Here is a 1427-nt window from a genome sequence, read left to right on the forward strand (position 1 = left end):
ACGGGCGGCACGCCGAAATCGCGCGAGATCGCTGCAAATGACGGCAGATAGGTGTCGATGCAAAAGGGCCCGATCATGGCCAGCCCGGCAAGCATCAGGGTCAGGGCGCGGAGTTTCTGCTTCATGAGATGGATTGTCCGAGTGTGGACCGTACTGTAACGCGCGCGTGCATACACGATAAAGACCTCATGGGGAATGACACTGTTTCCCGTTCATTGATAGTCCGGTCCTATCCCCGACCTCGTCCGGCATTGTCAACATTTAGGAAACAGTCTCATTCCTGTGAGGTTGTTTATCCCCGGAATTCCTGAAAATAGAATGAATACCGTCCTAACACGAACTGTTTCGGTACGAAGCGATGAGCACACTAGACGCCACCCTCTGCACTACCCTGCGCCTGCCGGCCACGATCGGCGAAATGACGCAGGCCTGGCATGCGTTCGAGCAATTCGCGTCGCGCCACCTGCGCAGGCAGGGGCTGACGCCGGCACAGTTCGCGGTGCTGTCCGCACTGGCCGCCGTGACCGCGCTGTCCTGCAAGACGCTGAGCGAACAGACCGGCATCACCAAGGGCAGCCTGACCGGCATCGTTGACCGGCTGGAGCAGAACGGGCTGGCGCAGCGCGTCGTATCCCGTGAAGACCGCCGTTCGCACCTCGTGAATCTCACCGACGAAGGCCGGGCGACCTTCGAACGGGTTGCAGAAAAGCATTTCGCCCATCTGCAGCAGGCGTTCGAAGGCGTCGACCGTGAAGAACTCACGGACATCGAAGCCGGCTTCCGCCGTTTTCGCCAACTCATCAATCACGCATCCCGCTAATTTCACCTGAAGGAACCCTAGCCATGACCAAGACCCTGATCCGCTCCCTGGCCGCCGCCGGCCTCATCCTGTCCTCCGCCGCGTTCGCGAATGCACCGGCCGGCACCTACAAGATCGATGCCGCGCACTCCGTCGCCTACTTCGAAGTCGGCCACATGTCCGGCGTGTCCCGCTTCATGGGCCGCTTCAACGACATTTCCGGCGACCTCGTGGTTGGCGCCGCCGATGCCAACAAGATCAAGGTCGACATCAAGACCGACAGCATCGATACCAAGCACGACGGCCTGGACAAGCACCTGAAGAGCCCGGATTTCTTCAACACGGTCCAGTTCCCGACGATGACCTTCACCTCCACCGGCGTCACCCTGAACAATGGCGAAGGCACTGTTTCCGGCAACCTGAGCCTGCACGGCGTGACCAAGCCGGTGACCTTCAAGCTGAAGTACATCGGCACCGGCCCGGGCATGAAGGGTGAAACCCGTGCCGGCTACGTCGCGACCTCGACCATCAAGCGCAGCGATTTCGGCATGACCTACGGCCTGGGCAAGGCTGCGACGGATGAAGTGGAACTGCGTATCAACATCGAAGCGGCATCGAGATGGCCGCG

2 protein-coding genes are annotated in these 1427 nt (G+C 60.5%); both read left to right on the plus strand.

The genetic code is table 11. The features are described 5' to 3' along the window. Positions 1-358 precede the first annotated feature (358 nt). Positions 359-820 carry a MarR family winged helix-turn-helix transcriptional regulator gene (locus AYR66_RS12010; RefSeq protein WP_088707668.1) on the plus strand — a complete coding sequence of 154 codons (462 nt, stop codon included), beginning with the start codon at positions 359-361 and terminating at the stop codon, positions 818-820. Positions 821-843: 23 nt separating this feature from the next. Then, the coding region (locus AYR66_RS12015; protein WP_206047152.1) for a YceI family protein at positions 844-1427 on the plus strand (584 nt) is incomplete at its 3' end.

Source organism: Noviherbaspirillum denitrificans, from assembly GCF_002211445.1.
Classification (GTDB): Bacteria; Pseudomonadota; Gammaproteobacteria; order Burkholderiales; family Burkholderiaceae_D; genus Noviherbaspirillum; species Noviherbaspirillum denitrificans.

What these genes read in the sequence shown, in the direction of transcription:
- AYR66_RS12010 (WP_088707668.1), top strand. Translation starts at nt 359, where the DNA reads ATGAGCACACTAGACGCCACCCTCTGCACTACCCTGCGCCTGCCGGCC.